The sequence below is a fragment of the Stenotrophomonas sp. ZAC14A_NAIMI4_1 genome (genome assembly GCF_003086915.1).
Classification (GTDB): domain Bacteria; phylum Pseudomonadota; class Gammaproteobacteria; order Xanthomonadales; family Xanthomonadaceae; genus Stenotrophomonas.
Genome location: NZ_CP026002.1, coordinates 2,613,467 through 2,628,052, shown reverse-complemented (window position 1 = coordinate 2,628,052; position 14,586 = coordinate 2,613,467). Strand labels below are relative to the sequence as shown.

Sequence of the window (14,586 nt, the reverse complement as noted above, 5' to 3'; positions counted from 1 at the left end):
CGAAAGCGGCCACGTTCCTGCGCGGGAATCAGGCCGGGCGGTGGCAGACCGCCTCGATGTTGTTGCCTTCGGGGCAGATCACGAAGGCACCGTAGTAGTCCGGGTGGTACCACGGGCGCAGGCCCGGGGCGCCGTTGTCGCGGCCCCCGGCAGCCAGTGCGGCCGCATGGAAGGCGTCGACTTCGGCGCGGCTGCGGCAGGCGAAGGCCACGTGCACGCCCCGGCTGGGGGTGCCGCCGTTGCCGATCCAGAAGAACGGCTTGCCGTCGCTGCCGAAGCCGGCATGGTCGTGGCCGCCGGTCTGTTCGGCGCCCACCTCCATCACCAGGCCGATGCCCAGCGGGGCCAGCGCCTGCAGGAAGAACGCCTTGCTGCGCGGCAGGTCCGCGCTGCACAGGCCGATGTGGTCGAGCATGTCAGGCCTCCGTCACCCAATGCGGGGCACGCTTGTCGAGGAAGGCGCCGAGGCCCTCCTGGCCCTCGGCCGACACGCGCAGGCGTGCGATCAGGGCAGCATTGTCGCGGTCGAGGGTGTCACGGTCGTGGCTGTCGCGGACCTGCCGCACCAGTTCCTTGGCCGACGCCGAGGCGATCGGACCGGCCTTGTCCAGCAGGGCCAGCTGGCGCTGCACGGCGTCGTCCAGGCGCTCGGGCTCGACCAGCTGGTGGACCAGGCCGATGCGCAGGGCGGTTTCCGCGTCGAAGTGCTCGCCGGTGGCAAACCAGCGGCGGGCCTCGCGCGGGCCGATGGCCTCGATCACATAGGGCGAGATCACCGCCGGCAGCAGGCCCAGGCGGCTCTCGGTCAGGCCGAACCGGGCCGCGCTGGTGGCGATGGCGATGTCGCAGCAGGCGACCAGGCCGACGCCACCGCCGAAGGCCGCGCCATGGACCCGGGCCAGGGTCGGCTTGGGCAGCTCGTCCAGGGTGCGCATCAGCCGCGCCAGCGCCAGCGAATCCTCGCGGTTCTCGGCCTCGCTGGCCGCGGCCATGCCGCGCATCCACTGCAGATCGGCACCGGCGGAGAAGGACGCGCCGTGGCCGGCCAGGACCACCACCCGCACTGCGGGGTCGCGGCCGGCGGCCTCCAGGGCGGCGGTCAGCCGGGCGATCAGGCTGGCATCGAAGGCATTGTGCAGCTCCGGCCGGTTCAGCCAGAGGGTCAGGACGGCGCCATCGCGCTCGATCAGCAAAGCATCGTTCATGGGAATCCGGGGTTACTCCATACCTGTATGGATCATAGCGGGCCATTGGTCATGGGCCATGACGCGACGCGGGAATGTTAGAATCGAGAACCATTTACATCCAGCTGAGATCGCGCTAGATGACGCTGTCCGAACTGCCCCTGCATACCCCGGCCGTGGTCGATTCCGTGCAGGACCTGCACGCCAACGATGCCATCGCCCGGCGCCTGCGCGAGCTGGGCTTCGTCAAGGGTGAGGAAGTGCGGCTGGTGGCCAAGGGGCCGGTCGGCGGCGAGCCGCTGCTGGTGCAGGTCGGGTTCACCCGTTTCGCGCTGCGTATCAGTGAGGCCAAGCGGATCGTCATCGACACCGCCCGTCCGGAGTCCCGTGCATGAATGCTGCCGCCAACGCCGCCCCGCTGCGCATCGCGCTGGTCGGCAACCCCAACAGCGGCAAGACCGCGCTGTTCAACCAGCTGACCGGCAGCCGGCAGAAGGTGGCCAACTACACCGGCGTCACCGTCGAGCGCAAGGAAGGCCGCCTGCGTGCGCCGTCCGGCCGCGAGTTCGCCGTGCTCGACCTGCCCGGCGCCTACAGCCTGCAGCCGGCCAGCCTGGACGAGGCGATCACCCGTGACCTGTGCCGGGGCTTCTACCCGGGCGAGGCTGCGCCGGATGTGCTGCTGTGCGTGATCGACGCCACCAACCTGCGCCTGCACCTGCGCTTCGCGCTGGAGCTGCGTGAGCTGGGCAAGCCGATGGTGATCGCGCTGAACATGGTCGATGCGGCCCAGCGCCGTGGCATCCGCATCGACGTGGCCGCGCTGGAGCGCGAGATCGGCGTGCCGGTGGTGGAAACCGTGGCCGTGCGCAAGCAGGGTGCCAAGGCGCTGGTCGATCGCCTCGATGCGATGGTGCCGCACCTGGATGCGCCGCTGGCCGGCGTCGAGGGCGGCATCGATTACCACGCCAAGGTGCGTAGCATTCTTTCGGCCGCCGTCACCATGCCGGCGCGCACCGCGAAGATCGATGACACGCTGGACCGCTGGCTGCTGCACCCGGTGTTCGGCCTGGTCACCCTGGTGGTGGTCATGTTCCTGATCTTCCAGGCGGTGTTCGCCTGGGCGACGCCGCTGATGGACGGCATCGAAGCCGGCTTTGGCTGGCTGGGCGAGTTCGTTGGCGGCGTGCTGCCCGAAGGTCCACTGACCAGCCTGCTGACCGACGGCATCATCGCCGGCCTCGGTGGCGTGGTGGTGTTCCTGCCGCAGATCCTGATCCTGTTCGCCTTCATCCTTGCATTGGAGGAGTCGGGCTACCTGCCGCGCGCGGCCTTCCTGCTCGACCGCATGATGGCGGGGGCCGGCCTGTCGGGCCGTTCGTTCATCCCGCTGCTGTCCAGCTTCGCCTGTGCGGTGCCCGGCATCATGGCCACCCGCAGCATCCAGGACCCGCGCGATCGCCTGGCGACCATCCTGGTGGCGCCGCTGATGACCTGCTCGGCACGCCTGCCCGTGTATGCACTGCTGATCGGCGCGTTCATCCCGGCCGGCAAGGTCGGCATCTTCAACCAGCAGGGCCTGGTGCTGTTCGGCCTGTACGTGGCCGGCATCCTCAGCGCGCTGGTGATGTCGTGGGTGATGAAGAAGTGGCGCCGCGACAAGAGCGAGCACCCGCTGATGCTGGAACTGCCGTCCTACCGCCTGCCGCACGTGCGCGATCTGGCCGTGGGCCTGTACGAGCGCGGCATGATCTTCCTGCGCCGGGTGGGCGGCATCATCCTGGCCCTGACCATTCTGCTGTGGGTGCTGCTGACCTTCCCGGGCGCCCCGGCCGACGCCACCATGCCGGCCATCGACTACAGCTATGCCGGCCAGATCGGCCATGCGATGACCGCGATCTTCGCGCCGCTGGGTTTCAACTGGCAGATCTGCATCGCGCTGATCCCGGGCCTGGCCGCGCGCGAAGTGGCGGTGTCCTCGCTGGCCACGGTCTATGCGCTGTCGGCGGCGGACGATGATGCGGCCATCTCGGCGCTGTCGCCGGTGGTGGCTGATGGCTGGTCGCTGGCCACCGGCCTGGCGCTGATGGTGTGGTTCATCTACGCACCGATGTGCATTTCCACCCTGGCCACCATCAAGCGCGAAACCAATTCGTGGAAGACGATGGGCTTCTCGGCGCTGTACCTGTTCGCGGCAGCCTACGTGGCGGCACTGATCACCTACCAGGTGACCGTGGCGCTGGGAGGCGGCTGATGGACGCCGGCCTGCTGGTCCAGTACCTCATCATCGCGTTGGCGGTGCTGGTCAGCGCGTGGGTAGTGCTGAAAAAGCAGTTCCCCGGCACGGCGCGCAAGCTGCGGGGCACGCTGGCGCTGGCTCTGCTCAAGCCCGGTCGCGCCGCCTGGATGCAGGCGCTGGGACGGAAGGTCGCTCCGCCGGCCAGCGGCGGTGGCGGGGCGTGTGGTGGCTGCGACAGCTGCGGACCGACAAAGCGGTAGAGTCGAGCTTGCTCGACTGCGTTGGTTGGCGCCCATCCACGCGTGGCGTAGATCTACTGCAATGTCATCCACGCAGGGCGTGGATCTACACCTCTTTGCGGATGATCGCCCGGAAGCCTCCGTGCTGCGACAGCCGCCTCACTGATTCCCGGTTCCCATGGGCTGCCACGAAGCCCACGACATCGCCGAGGGCGCCCTGCAGCAGGTATTGCAGCTGGGCGCGATCGCCGGCGGCGAGCAGGTCATCAAGATCCTGCTGGATGAAGGCCTGGCGCAGGCCGGGGGTCTCTTCGATCCGCCAGTCGACATGTGGCGTGGGGATGCTGCTGCGATACCTGAACGCGGTTTCGAGATCGGTGGGTGTGAGGGCCTGCTCGAGCAGTTCCGGGAAATAGAGTCCGGCATTCACATAGAAGCCCCTGCTGGGTGTCGCGGCCTGGTGGTTCACGACCAGCGAGGCGCCTTCCAGCAACCGGTAGCGGGTAGTGGTGGTCCCGGCAAAGCCTGTCTTCCGCGCACATTTGCCGAAGACCGTCGAAGATTTCATGGGCGCTGTCCTGGCCGGGAAGGTGCCGGACAGCGTTGAGGGGCAGGGCTTTACCGTCAATTGGCGAATGCGACACGTGGTGCTTCATCGCGCGCGCGTTCCCAGCTCTGCGGCCAGCTGCAGCCAACGCTCGCGCTGTGCGGGCGTGCTGCTGCGGACCGCGCCCAGGCGACTGACCCGAACGGGCCGGATGCCGCAGAACTCGAGGACGGTGGCACGCACCTGGGCAATGCCCGCATCGCGGTAGAACCAGCGGTAGTACCAGGGCGGCGTGTCCAAAGTGGTGATCACCCGCGCGCTGCGGCCGGCCAGCAGCCGGTCCCACCAGACCGAGTCGCGCCGGTAGCGGAACGCGAATCCCGGCAGCAGCGTTCGGTCAAGAAAGCCTTTCAGCAGCGCGGGCATCGCTCCCCACCAGGTGGGGTAGACCAGCACCAGATGGTCGCAGGCTGCGATGGCGTCACGCGCGTCCTGCAGGTCGTGTTCCAGGGGTTGGATCTGCCGGTAGCCATGGCGCAGCACCGGGTCGAATTCCAGTTCGCCCAGGGCGATCAGGCGAACTGCGTGGCCGGCGTTCGTGGCCGCGGTGGCATAGCGCTGGGCGAGCGCGCCACACAGGCTGTCGCGGTCGGGGTGGCCAAGCAGGATGAGAACGGAGCGGGGCACGTGAACCTCGGGCAATGGAGAGTGCGCGAGGCTCCGCTATGCCCCAGGGGCAGAGTCAAACCCGCTAGGCGCAGGCGCCTTCATCCAGTGCGCAGGTGCTGCCGCCGGTGTCCAGCCAGTGCCGCAGCTCCCCGCTGATCTGCTGCAGGGCGGTGTCGACCTGGCCCAGGCGTTCACGCTCGCGGGCGATGCGCGCGCGCTGTCCTTCCAGGAGCGCGAGCACGGCGGGCCAGTCAAGCTGACCGTCGCCGTCCTGCAGGCGCGCAATGCTGGCCAGGCTGATGCCGAGGCCCATGGCCTGGCGGATCAAGCGCACCCAAGCGACATCCTGCGTGCTGTAGTCGCGGTAGCGGTTGAGCCGCGGCACGGGCGGCAGCAGGCCGCGTGCCTCGTACAGGCGGATGGCCTTCGCGCTGGCGCCGGTGAGTCGGCTGACCTCGGAAATGCGCATCTGCTCAGTCCCTGACCAGCCCGCCATCGACCACCAGGTTCTGCCCGGTGACCGCGCGTGCCCACGGGCTGGCGAAGAACAGCACCGCATCGGCGAACTCGGCCGGGGTGGTGACGCTGCGCAGCGGGGTGTTGGCGGCGATGTAGTCGAACACTGCCTCAGGCGTGGCGGCGCTGGCATCGGTGCTGCGCAGCAGGCCGCCGGACAGCATGTTCACGGTGATGCCGTGCGGGCCCAGGTCGCCGGCCAGGGTGCGGGTCAGCGAAAGCAGGGCTGCCTTGGCCGCGGTGTAATCGTGGTACGGCACCACCGGGTTCTGGAACAGGTTGGTGCCGATGTTGATGATCCGCCCGAAGCGCTGCGCCTGCATGCCCGGCAGCGCGGCCTGCACGCAGTTCAGTGCGCCGCGCACGCTGCCTTCGAACTGTGCCTGGAATGCCGGCCAGCCGATGTCAGCGGCCTTGTCGCGCGCATCGCCATTGAACGAGAACGCGGCCAGTGCATTGTTCACCACGGTGGTCACGCCCTGGCCGAAATGCGCCTGCGCCTGCTGCAGCAGGGCGGCGACCTGGTCGCGATCGGTGACGTCGGCCTGCAGGGCGACGGCCTGCCCGCCCAGTTCCCTTGCCAGCATGCGCGCCGGGGCCTCGCTGCGCTGGTAGTTGATGACCACGCGCGCGCCCTGTGCGGCGAATGCGCGGGCGATGTGCGTGCCCAGGCCGCGTCCTGCGCCGGTGACCAGGACCAGTTGTTCGCTGATCTGCATGATGGGAATGCGTTCCATTGCCTGAAAGGGCATGCAGCGTAGCAGTGATGGTGCTTGCCGGATCGACCGCGCTGCCGCTAGCCTGCGTGCATGAACCAGACTCCCCTTCGATTGCTCATCCATGGCGCTTCCGGGCGCATGGGCCAGGCCCTGCTGCGGCTGGCCGCCGAACATCCCGAAACCCTGCAGGTCGTGGCGGCGGTGACCGGCCGTGCGCCGGCGCAGCGCGTGATCGACGGCGTGCCGTACTTTGCCGCCAGCGAACTGCCGGGCGCGCCGGCGTTCGACGTGGCCATCGATTTCAGCCTGCCCGAGGGCTTCGACCCGATGCTGGCGCTGTGCGTGGAGCGCGGTGCGGGCCTGGTGTCCGGCACCACCGGCATTTCCGCGGTGCAGCGGCAGGCACTGGAGGCCGCCGCAGGTGCGATCCCGCTGGTCTGGGCCTCGAACTTCAGCCTCGGCGTGGCCGTGCTGGACGAACTGGTGGAACGCGCCGCACAGGCACTGGCCGGCTGGGACTGCGACGTGGTCGAGTCGCACCACACGCAGAAGAAGGATGCGCCGTCGGGCACGGCATTGACCCTGGGTGCCGCCGCGCAGCGGGGCGGGGCGGAGCCGCACTACGCCAGCCTGCGTGCGGGCGACATCGTCGGCGAGCACCTGGTGCAGTTTACCGGCCTGGGCGAGCGCATCGAGCTGGTGCACCGGGCAACCAACCGCGACATCTTCGCCCGCGGCGCGCTGTTTGCCGCCCGCCAGGTACACGGCCGCGCGCCGGGCAGCTACCGGGTGCGGGACCTGCTGGACGGTCCGGCGCGCTGATTCCCGGGGTCGGATCCCTTTCCAACGGAAAGGGCTCTGACCCCATTTGGGGGCACCAGGGGTCAGAGCCTTTCCCGTTCGGGAAAGGATCCGACCCCGGCCAATGGCCTGCATACGCCGCCGGATTGAAATGAATACGCAATCGCCTGTTCATAAAGCGATATAACCGCTGGCGCGAGCGCCCCGGCAGCGCTACAATTCGCACTCGCCGAATCACGAAAGCCGGACCGGTCCCAGACCGTACGTCCGCGCTTTTTTGCAACCGGATTTCCGTGAAGCGCAGGCGTGACTTCGGCAGCCCCCTCGGTAGCCAAAGTGAGATTTCCGTGACCCAAGCCGCAATCCTCGTCCTCGAAGACGGCACCGTATTCGAGGGCGAATCCGTAGGCGCGCCCGGCCTGTCCGTCGGTGAAGTGGTGTTCAACACCGCCATGACCGGTTACCAGGAAGTGTTGACCGACCCGTCCTACGCCCGGCAGATGGTCACGCTGACCTATCCGCATATCGGCAACACTGGCATGACCGACCAGGACAATGAAGCGTCCAAGGTGTGGTCGGCCGGCCTGATCGTGCGCGACGTGCCGCGCCGTCCCAGCAACTGGCGCAGCCAGGTGTCGCTGCAGGACTGGCTGATCCAGCGTGGCGTGGTCGCCATCGCCGGCATCGACACCCGCAAGCTGACCCGCATCCTGCGCGAGAAGGGCGCGCAGAACGGTGCGCTGATGGCCGGCGACATCGACGTGGAAAAGGCATTGGAAGCTGCCCGCAAGTTCCCGGGGCTGAAGGGCATGGATCTGGCCAAGGTCGTCACTACCGAGAAGACCTACACCTGGACCGAAGGCCAGCTGGACCTGGACGCCAACGCGTTCGTCAGCGTGCCGGCCAAGTTCAAGGTCGTGGCCTACGATTTCGGCGTGAAGACCAACATCCTGCGCATGCTGGCCGAGCGCGGCTGCGAAGTGACCGTGGTGCCGGCGCAGACCCCGGCCGCTGAAGTGCTGGCGCTGAAGCCGGACGGCGTGTTCCTGTCCAACGGCCCGGGTGACCCTGAACCGTGCGACTACGCCATCGAAGCGATCAAGACCTTCATCGACGTGAAGATCCCGACCTTCGGCATCTGCCTGGGCCACCAGCTGCTGGGCCTGGCCTCGGGCGCCAAGACCATGAAGATGGGCCACGGCCACCACGGTGCCAACCACCCGGTGCAGGACCTGGACAACGGCCGGGTGATGATTACCTCGCAGAACCACGGCTTCGCGGTTGATGAATCGACCCTGCCGGCCACCCTGCGCGTGACCCACCGTTCGCTGTTCGACGGCACCAACCAAGGCATCGCCCGCACCGACGTGCCGGCGTTCTCGTTCCAGGGTCACCCGGAAGCGTCGCCCGGCCCGACCGATGTCGGTCCGCTGTTCGACCGTTTCGTGGCCCTGATGGAACAGAGCAAGGCGTGATCAGTACGCCGCCGGCCCGCCGGTGGCGTCGCGATGGACCGTAAACCCCCGCATCGCTGCTGCCGCTGGCGCGGTGCTGCGGATCAAGATTCCTGATCGACAGCGTGCGATCACCCCCCTTGTCACGCTGTACTGACTTAGAGAAGAAAATGCCCAAGCGCACTGACCTCAAGACCATCCTCATCATCGGTGCTGGCCCGATCGTCATCGGCCAGGCCTGCGAGTTCGACTACTCCGGCGCCCAGGCCTGCAAGGCCCTGCGTGACGAGGGTTACCGCGTGGTGCTGGTCAACTCCAACCCGGCCACCATCATGACCGACCCGGAGATGGCCGACGCCGTCTACATCGAGCCGATCAACTGGCAGACGGTCGAGAAGATCATCGCCAAGGAAAAGCCCGATGCCCTGCTGCCGACCATGGGTGGCCAGACCGCGCTGAACTGCGCGCTGGACCTGGCCGACAACGGCGTGCTGGAGAAGTACAACGTCGAACTGATCGGTGCCAAGCGCGACGCGATCATGATGGCCGAAGACCGCGAGCTGTTCCGCGTGGCCATGGGTGAGATCGGCCTGGAATGCCCGACCGCCGCCGTCGCCCACACCCTGGACGAAGCGCTGGAAATCCAGACCCGCGTCGGCTACCCGACCATCATCCGCCCCAGCTTCACCCTGGGTGGCAGCGGTGGTGGTATCGCCTACAACCGCGAAGAGCTGGTCGACATCGTCAGCCGCGGCCTGGAACTGTCGCCGACCACCGAAGTGCTGGTCGAAGAGTCGGTGCTGGGCTGGAAGGAATTCGAGATGGAAGTGGTCCGCGATACCGCGGACAACTGCATCATCGTCTGCTCGATCGAGAACCTGGACCCGATGGGCGTGCACACCGGTGACTCGATCACCGTCGCCCCGGCGCAGACCCTGACCGACAAGGAATACCAGCGCCTGCGCGATGCCTCCATCGCCGTGCTGCGCAAGATCGGCGTCGATACCGGTGGCTCGAACGTGCAGTTCGGCATCAACCCGACCACCGGCCGCGTGGTCGTCATCGAGATGAACCCGCGCGTGTCGCGCTCCTCGGCACTGGCCTCCAAGGCCACCGGCTTCCCGATCGCCAAGGTCGCCGCCAAGCTGGCCGTGGGCTACACCCTGGACGAACTGAAGAACGAGATCACCGGCGGCCTGACCCCGGCTTCGTTCGAGCCGTCCATCGATTACGTCGTCACCAAGATCCCGCGCTTCGCCTTCGAGAAGTTCCCGGCCGCCGATGCCCGCCTGACCACCCAGATGAAGTCGGTGGGCGAGGTGATGGCGATGGGCCGCACCTTCCAGGAGTCGATGCAGAAGGCCCTGCGTGGCCTGGAAACCGGCAAGGTCGGCTTCGACCCGACCGGCCTGGACCTGTCCAGCGAAGACGACCTGCAGACCCTGCGCCGCGAACTGAAGGCCCCGGGCCCGGAGCGCCTGTTCTACGTGGCCGATGCGTTCCGCGCCGGCATGAGCGTGGAAGAGATCTACGCGCTGTCCTTCATCGACCACTGGTTCCTGGACCAGATCGAGGAAATCATCGCGGCCGAAGCTGACGTCGCTGCCGGTGGCATCGATGCGCTGGATGCTGCGCGCCTGCGCAAGCTCAAGCGCGCCGGCTTCTCCGACGCCCGCCTGGCCCAGCTGACCGGCACCAACGAAGCGGCCATCCGCGCGCTGCGTCGTGCCCACAAGGTGCGCCCGGTCTACAAGCGCGTGGACTCCTGCGCCGGTGAATTCTCCACCGGCACCGCCTACCTGTACTCGACCTACGAGGACGAGTGCGAGGCCGCGCCGACCAACCGCGACAAGATCATGATCCTCGGCGGTGGCCCCAACCGCATCGGCCAGGGCATCGAGTTCGACTACTGCTGCGTGCACGCGGCACTGGCCCTGCGCGAGGATGGTTTTGAAACCATCATGGTCAACTGCAACCCGGAAACCGTGTCGACCGACTACGACACCTCCGACCGCCTGTACTTCGAACCGCTGACCCTGGAAGACGTGCTGGAAATCGTCGAACTGGAACAGCCGAAGGGCGTGATCGTGCAGTACGGCGGCCAGACCCCGCTGAAGCTGGCGCGCGCGCTGGAAGCCAACGGCGTGCCGGTGATCGGCACCAGCCCGGATTCGATCGATCTGGCCGAAGACCGCGAGCGCTTCCAGCAGCTGGTCGATTCGCTGAAGCTGAAGCAGCCGCCGAACCGCATCGCCCGCAACGACCAGGAGGCCCTGCTGCTGGCCCGCGAGATCGGCTACCCGCTGGTGGTGCGCCCGAGCTACGTGCTGGGCGGCCGCGCGATGGAAATCGTCTACGGCGAATCCGACCTGGCCCGCTACGTGCGCGACGCGGTGAAGGTGTCCAACGATTCGCCGGTGCTGCTGGACCGCTTCCTGGACAATGCCGTGGAAGTGGACGTGGACATCATCGCCGACAAGGATGGCAACGTCCTGATCGGTGGCGTGATGGAGCACATCGAAGAAGCCGGCGTGCACTCGGGTGACTCGTCCTGCTCGCTGCCGCCGTACTCGCTGTCGGCCAAGACCCAGGCCGAGCTGCGCCGCCAGGTGGTGGAACTGGCCAAGGCCCTGAACGTGGTCGGCCTGATGAACACCCAGTTCGCGATCCAGACCAATGACGAGGGTGATGACACCATCTATCTGCTGGAAGTGAACCCGCGCGCCTCGCGTACCGTGCCGTTCGTGTCCAAGGCCACCGGCATGGCGCTGGCCAAGATCGCCGCGCGCTGCATGGCCGGCAAGACCTTGGCCGAGCAGGGCGCGACCGAAGAGATCGTGCCGGACTACTACTCGGTGAAGGAAGCGATCTTCCCGTTCGCCAAGTTCCAGGGCGTCGACCCGATCCTCGGGCCGGAAATGCGTTCCACCGGCGAAGTGATGGGCGTTGGCCGCACCTTCAACGCCGCCTTCGCGCGTGCGCAGGAAGCGGGCGGCATCAAGGCCCCGCCGGTCGGCAAGGCCTTCGTTTCGGTGCGTGACCCGGACAAGAAGCGCGTGCTGCCGGTGGCCAAGGCCCTGCTGGCGCGTGGCTACAGCCTGGTCGCCACCCGTGGCACCGCTGCGTGGCTGCAGCAGCACGGCATGGATTGCGAGATCATCAACAAGGTGGTCGAAGGCCGTCCGCACATCGTCGATTCGATCAAGAACGGCGAGATCGTCTACATCGTCAACACGACCGAAGGCCGTGCCGCGATCAACGATTCGTTCTCGATCCGTCGCGAGGCGCTGCAGCACCGCGTCACCTACTCGACCACCATTGCCGGCGCCAAGGCGCTGGTGGATTCACTGGAATTCCGCGGCACCGGCCCCGTCTGGTCGCTGCAGGAGCTGCACAAGGAGTTGAATGCATGAGAGCCCCCATCACGATGAAGGGCGCGCAGAGGCTGCGCGACGAACTGGATCACCTGAAGTCGGTCAAGCGCCCGAAGGTGATCGCCGCGATCGCGGAAGCGCGCGAGCACGGCGACCTGAAGGAAAACGCCGAGTACCACGCCGCGCGCGAGGAACAGGGCTTCATCGAAGGCCGCATCAAGCAGCTGGAAGGTGAGCTGTCGCACGCCGAGATCATCGACGTGAGCAAGCTCAACGCCGGTTCCAAGGTGGTGTTCGGCGCCAGCGTGACTTTGGCCGACGTGGAAACCGACGAAGAGAAGAAGTACCAGATCGTCGGTGACCTGGAAGCGGACATCAAGCTGGGCCTGATTGCCATTTCCTCGCCGGTGGCCCGCGCGATGATCGGCAAGCTGGAAGGGGATTCGATCGTGATCGACGCCCCGGCCGGCCAGCGCGAGTACGAGATCGTCAGCGTCAGCTACGTGGCCTGACCGGGTGGCAACGGCGACCCTGTTGTTGCCGGCGCGCAGCCGCTTTGCAGCGGCTGCATTGCCTGACGAGGTGGCGCGCGCCCTGGGCCGCGCCATCGCCGTGCAGCAGGAGGCGGGTGAACGCCCCCAGCTGCAGCGCCATTTCACCGTGGCCGCGCCGCAGTGGCCGGTCGCCGCATTGACCCGCCAGCGTGATGTCGGCGATGCCGCCGGTGCCTGCTGGCTGCGTGCCGATCCGGCCTGCATGGTGCCGGACATGCACGGTGCGCGGATGATGGGGCATGGCGAAACGCTGCGGCCGACCCTGGCCGACAGCCTTGCGCTGCTGCCGGTGCTGCAGCCGTTGTTTGCCGATGCTGGCTTCGTGCTGGACGCCCCGGACCCGGCGCGCTGGTACCTGCGCCTGCCGATCGACATCGACCTGCCGACCTTCGACAGCCCCGACGACGTGCTGGGCGATGACCTGTTCTCGCACCTGCCCGAAGGCGAGGCCGGCCGTCGCTGGCGTGCGCTGATGACCGAGGCGCAGGTACTGCTGCACAACCATTCGTGGAACCAGCAGCGTGCCGCGCAGGGCCAGCAGCCGATCAACTCCCTGTGGTTCTGGGGCGGCGGGGTGATGCCGGTCTCGGTGACCACGCCGCACGTGCAGGTACGCAGCCGCGATGCGCTGCTGCAGGGCCTGGCCCAGGCCGCCGGCGTATCGGTGGATGGCGAGCAGTCCGTCGACGCCCTGGTCGACCTGCGCCAGCTGCGTTCGCTGCAGCAGCTGGGCAACGATGCCATCCGTCCGCTGCTGGTAGCATTGCAGCGCGGTGAGCTGCAGCGCCTGGTGCTGGATTTCGAGGACGGCCTGCAGTTCCAGCTGGACAAGCGCCAGCGCTGGCAGTTCTGGAAAAAACCCCGCCAGCTGCACGACTGAGCGGGGCCTGGGCCGAGCGGGGTCGGATCCCGTTGCTGCGCAACGGGCTCTGACCCCAGATGTGTCGACCAAGGTCGACACCTACCAACAGCGGCGCGGGGTCGGATCCGTTTTCCTCAGGAAAACGGCTCTGACCCCATTTTGTCTATCGATATCTGAAAGATGTGCCGACCAACGGTCGGCACCTACCAGCAGATGTTGCTTCGGCAGGTGCAGGGCGCAGCCCTGCAAACAATCACCTCACCGTGCTGACCACTGTCGGCAACGTCCAATGGCCACCAAGCACATTGCGACACTGGCCCGTTGTGAAGTCGCTGCTCTTGACGAAGCGCTCGCCATCCCAGACCCAATCGTTGGCCGAGATGCAGTCGCCAACGCCGCGGCCTCGGAAACGGCCGCGCAGGGTCGCGTCGTCGCGATCAAAATCTTCGGCCGTGTCGGTGACGAAGGTGGCTTGGTACGGCGCTTTGTCTCGTACAACCCAGTAGCCGTTGCTCATGTTGTAGGGCCCTACGAAGCAGCTGGCCATGGCGAGCACGTGTTGTGCGTCCAGACGTTCGATCTCGATCTCCGCAGCAGGGTCGTCCCTCAGTTGAGAGCAGTCGTCAGGATTGGGCAATGTGGCAATCATCGCCTTGCGCAGCGCAGGCACCTTGCCCAGCGCCGCATCCGTGCTGCGCGGTGCCACCAGCTTGCCGCGCACGATCACCGGCACCGGCAGCGCCGCCGGCACGCTTGCTTCGGCCTTTTCGCCGCGCCGCACCAGCGCGCCAGGCGTTCCCAGCCGGCCCTGCGCCTCATCCATCTTCAACAGCACAGCCGTGGCACCGCTGTCGGAGATCGGCCACACCTTGCCTTTGCCATCGACAATCTCGATGCGCGCCTTGCGGGGCAGAGCAGCGACCAGGGCATCGGTCTGCGCCTGCTTCAGCAACACCTTCTCGGCATTGCCGGTGTCCTGCACCGGGCCGAGGTCCTTGCCATTCAGGCGCAGGCGCAGCGCACCGGTCGGCGCCGGGTCATCGCCCTCGCCATTGCGCAGGCGCGCGATGACCGGTGCATTCGGGCCGCCCGCGCGTTCCAGCATCAGGCTCAGCAGGTTGGCGGGTTCTTCCGGGCTGTAACCCGCGGCACGGCAGGTGCGGGTGTTGTCGCAGGCCAGCGACCAGTTGTTGTGCTCGAACTTCACACCGGCCTTCGGCTCGGGCGTAGCCGCGTAGGCGGTCTGGGCGAGGGCGAGGCCCAGCAGGGCGGGAAGCAGGGTGTGGCGCATGTGTGGAAGTCCGTTTCGGGGCCGGCAAGCATGGAAGAAACAGCCGGGGATTCCAAATGCTTCCGATGGGGTCAGAGCCCTCTGCGGGCAGAGGGGTCTGACCCCTGGCTCCAAATGTCTGGACTGGGGTCAGATCC

The 14,586-nt window shown here is 67.3% G+C and carries 15 protein-coding genes; 8 read left to right on the top strand and 7 right to left on the bottom strand.

The window, feature by feature from the left end; all coding sequences use genetic code 11:
- Positions 1-28: 28 nt before the first annotated feature.
- Together C1926_RS11885 and C1926_RS11880 are read right to left on the bottom strand one after the other, a co-directional pair.
- Complete coding sequence (locus C1926_RS11885; protein WP_108759330.1) at positions 29-415, bottom strand: VOC family protein; 387 nt, start codon at positions 413-415, stop codon at positions 29-31.
- Position 416: 1 nt separating this feature from the next.
- Positions 417-1,205 carry an enoyl-CoA hydratase/isomerase family protein gene (locus C1926_RS11880; protein ID WP_108759329.1) on the bottom strand — a complete coding sequence of 263 codons (789 nt, stop codon included), beginning with the start codon at positions 1,203-1,205 and terminating at the stop codon, positions 417-419.
- A gap of 119 nt (positions 1,206-1,324) precedes the next feature.
- Here C1926_RS11880 and C1926_RS11875 point away from each other — a divergent pair, with 119 nt between their 5' ends.
- The 3 genes from C1926_RS11875 to C1926_RS11865 are packed head-to-tail and all read left to right on the top strand — an operon-like array spanning position 1,325 to position 3,683.
- Positions 1,325-1,579: a FeoA family protein gene (locus C1926_RS11875; protein WP_079221735.1), complete on the top strand. Its 255-nt coding sequence runs from the start codon at positions 1,325-1,327 to the stop codon at positions 1,577-1,579.
- On the top strand, positions 1,576-3,438 hold the full coding sequence (gene feoB, locus C1926_RS11870) for a ferrous iron transport protein B (protein ID WP_108759328.1): 1,863 nt from the start codon (positions 1,576-1,578) through the stop codon (positions 3,436-3,438). The genes C1926_RS11875 and feoB overlap by 4 nt, the downstream gene beginning before the upstream one ends.
- Positions 3,438-3,683, top strand: coding sequence for a DUF6587 family protein (locus tag C1926_RS11865; RefSeq protein WP_108759327.1), 246 nt, complete (start codon positions 3,438-3,440; stop codon positions 3,681-3,683). Before feoB ends, C1926_RS11865 begins: the two co-directional genes overlap by 1 nt.
- An 85-nt stretch (positions 3,684-3,768) precedes the next feature.
- Here the strand turns inward: C1926_RS11865 and C1926_RS11860 are convergent, their stop codons facing one another.
- From C1926_RS11860 to C1926_RS11845, 4 genes are all read right to left on the bottom strand, one after another.
- On the bottom strand, positions 3,769-4,230 hold the full coding sequence (locus C1926_RS11860; RefSeq protein WP_108759326.1) for a DUF4304 domain-containing protein: 462 nt from the start codon (positions 4,228-4,230) through the stop codon (positions 3,769-3,771).
- 84 nt (positions 4,231-4,314) lie between these two features.
- Entirely contained in the window at positions 4,315-4,896 is a 582-nt protein-coding gene (locus C1926_RS11855) for an NAD(P)H-dependent oxidoreductase (protein WP_108759325.1), read from the bottom strand.
- 64 nt (positions 4,897-4,960) lie between these two features.
- Positions 4,961-5,347 (bottom strand): MerR family transcriptional regulator, encoded by a 387-nt coding sequence (locus C1926_RS11850; protein WP_108759324.1) that lies wholly within the window; start codon positions 5,345-5,347, stop codon positions 4,961-4,963.
- A gap of 4 nt (positions 5,348-5,351) precedes the next feature.
- Complete coding sequence (locus tag C1926_RS11845; protein ID WP_108746601.1) at positions 5,352-6,131, bottom strand: 3-oxoacyl-ACP reductase; 780 nt, start codon at positions 6,129-6,131, stop codon at positions 5,352-5,354.
- A gap of 72 nt (positions 6,132-6,203) precedes the next feature.
- On the opposite strand from C1926_RS11845, the gene dapB reads away from it, so the two are divergent.
- The 5 genes from dapB (at position 6,204) to C1926_RS11820 (ending at position 13,176) form a co-directional block, all read left to right on the top strand.
- The gene (gene dapB, locus C1926_RS11840; protein ID WP_108759323.1) at positions 6,204-6,935 is read left to right on the top strand and encodes a 4-hydroxy-tetrahydrodipicolinate reductase; all 732 of its coding nucleotides are present in this window, start codon (positions 6,204-6,206) and stop codon (positions 6,933-6,935) included.
- Positions 6,936-7,261: 326 nt separating this feature from the next.
- Positions 7,262-8,389, top strand: a complete 1,128-nt coding sequence (gene carA / locus C1926_RS11835; RefSeq protein ID WP_008265442.1) for a glutamine-hydrolyzing carbamoyl-phosphate synthase small subunit — start codon at positions 7,262-7,264, stop codon at positions 8,387-8,389.
- A 149-nt stretch (positions 8,390-8,538) separates the two neighbouring features.
- Positions 8,539-11,781 (top strand): carbamoyl-phosphate synthase large subunit, encoded by a 3,243-nt coding sequence (gene carB, locus C1926_RS11830; RefSeq protein ID WP_108759322.1) that lies wholly within the window; start codon positions 8,539-8,541, stop codon positions 11,779-11,781.
- Positions 11,778-12,254 carry a transcription elongation factor GreA gene (greA, locus tag C1926_RS11825; RefSeq protein ID WP_108759321.1) on the top strand — a complete coding sequence of 159 codons (477 nt, stop codon included), beginning with the start codon at positions 11,778-11,780 and terminating at the stop codon, positions 12,252-12,254. The genes carB and greA overlap by 4 nt, the downstream gene beginning before the upstream one ends.
- 4 nt (positions 12,255-12,258) lie before the next feature.
- Complete coding sequence (locus C1926_RS11820; protein WP_108759320.1) at positions 12,259-13,176, top strand: phosphoglycerate mutase; 918 nt, start codon at positions 12,259-12,261, stop codon at positions 13,174-13,176.
- 235 nt (positions 13,177-13,411) lie between these two features.
- Here the strand turns inward: C1926_RS11820 and C1926_RS11815 are convergent, their stop codons facing one another.
- A complete protein-coding gene (locus C1926_RS11815; protein ID WP_108759319.1) occupies positions 13,412-14,449 on the bottom strand; it encodes a DUF1176 domain-containing protein in 1,038 nt (345 codons plus the stop codon).
- Positions 14,450-14,586 lie beyond the last annotated feature (137 nt).

What these genes read in the sequence shown, in the direction of transcription:
- C1926_RS11885 (WP_108759330.1), bottom strand. Translation starts at nt 415, where the DNA reads ATGCTCGACCACATCGGCCTGTGCAGCGCGGACCTGCCGCGCAGCAAG.
- C1926_RS11880 (WP_108759329.1), bottom strand. Translation starts at nt 1,205, where the DNA reads ATGAACGATGCTTTGCTGATCGAGCGCGATGGCGCCGTCCTGACCCTC.
- C1926_RS11875 (WP_079221735.1), top strand. Translation starts at nt 1,325, where the DNA reads ATGACGCTGTCCGAACTGCCCCTGCATACCCCGGCCGTGGTCGATTCC.
- feoB (WP_108759328.1), top strand. Translation starts at nt 1,576, where the DNA reads ATGAATGCTGCCGCCAACGCCGCCCCGCTGCGCATCGCGCTGGTCGGC.
- C1926_RS11865 (WP_108759327.1), top strand. Translation starts at nt 3,438, where the DNA reads ATGGACGCCGGCCTGCTGGTCCAGTACCTCATCATCGCGTTGGCGGTG.
- C1926_RS11860 (WP_108759326.1), bottom strand. Translation starts at nt 4,230, where the DNA reads ATGAAATCTTCGACGGTCTTCGGCAAATGTGCGCGGAAGACAGGCTTT.
- C1926_RS11850 (WP_108759324.1), bottom strand. Translation starts at nt 5,347, where the DNA reads ATGCGCATTTCCGAGGTCAGCCGACTCACCGGCGCCAGCGCGAAGGCC.
- C1926_RS11845 (WP_108746601.1), bottom strand. Translation starts at nt 6,131, where the DNA reads ATGGAACGCATTCCCATCATGCAGATCAGCGAACAACTGGTCCTGGTC.
- dapB (WP_108759323.1), top strand. Translation starts at nt 6,204, where the DNA reads ATGAACCAGACTCCCCTTCGATTGCTCATCCATGGCGCTTCCGGGCGC.
- carB (WP_108759322.1), top strand. Translation starts at nt 8,539, where the DNA reads ATGCCCAAGCGCACTGACCTCAAGACCATCCTCATCATCGGTGCTGGC.
- greA (WP_108759321.1), top strand. Translation starts at nt 11,778, where the DNA reads ATGAGAGCCCCCATCACGATGAAGGGCGCGCAGAGGCTGCGCGACGAA.
- C1926_RS11815 (WP_108759319.1), bottom strand. Translation starts at nt 14,449, where the DNA reads ATGCGCCACACCCTGCTTCCCGCCCTGCTGGGCCTCGCCCTCGCCCAG.